A 406-nucleotide genomic window follows, 5' to 3' on the forward strand; every position below is an offset into this window, starting at 1 on the left:
CTGGTGACAGGGGCACTTTCAGTCGATGCCGCCATGGCGTCGACCGCTCCGTTCCGTCCGGAAATCCAGCAACTGCGCGGACATGCCGGGCAGATCGATGCGGCTGCTGCCCTGACGGCGCTGCTCGCCGGCAGCGACATACGCCAGTCGCACCTCGAGGGCGATGAGCGCGTGCAGGATCCCTATTGTTTGCGCTGCCAGCCGCAGGTTGCCGGCGCTGCGCTTGATCTGCTCACGCAGGCGGCCCGCACGCTGACGATCGAGGCCAATGCGGTCACCGACAATCCGCTGGTATTGGTCGAGACCGGCGAGATCGTCTCGGGCGGCAACTTCCACGCCGAACCGATCGCCTTTGCCGCCGACCAGATTGCGCTTGCGCTGTCGGAAGTTGGCGCGATCAGCGAAC

1 protein-coding gene is annotated in these 406 nt (G+C 66.0%); it reads left to right on the forward strand.

The genetic code is table 11. The annotated features are described in order from the left end of the window. A partial coding sequence (locus I6F36_RS39180; RefSeq protein WP_225173317.1) for an aromatic amino acid lyase occupies window positions 1–406 on the forward strand: 406 nt, incomplete at both ends.

The organism is Bradyrhizobium sp. BRP19 (assembly GCF_020194195.1).
Taxonomy (GTDB): Bacteria; Pseudomonadota; Alphaproteobacteria; order Rhizobiales; family Xanthobacteraceae; genus Bradyrhizobium; species Bradyrhizobium yuanmingense.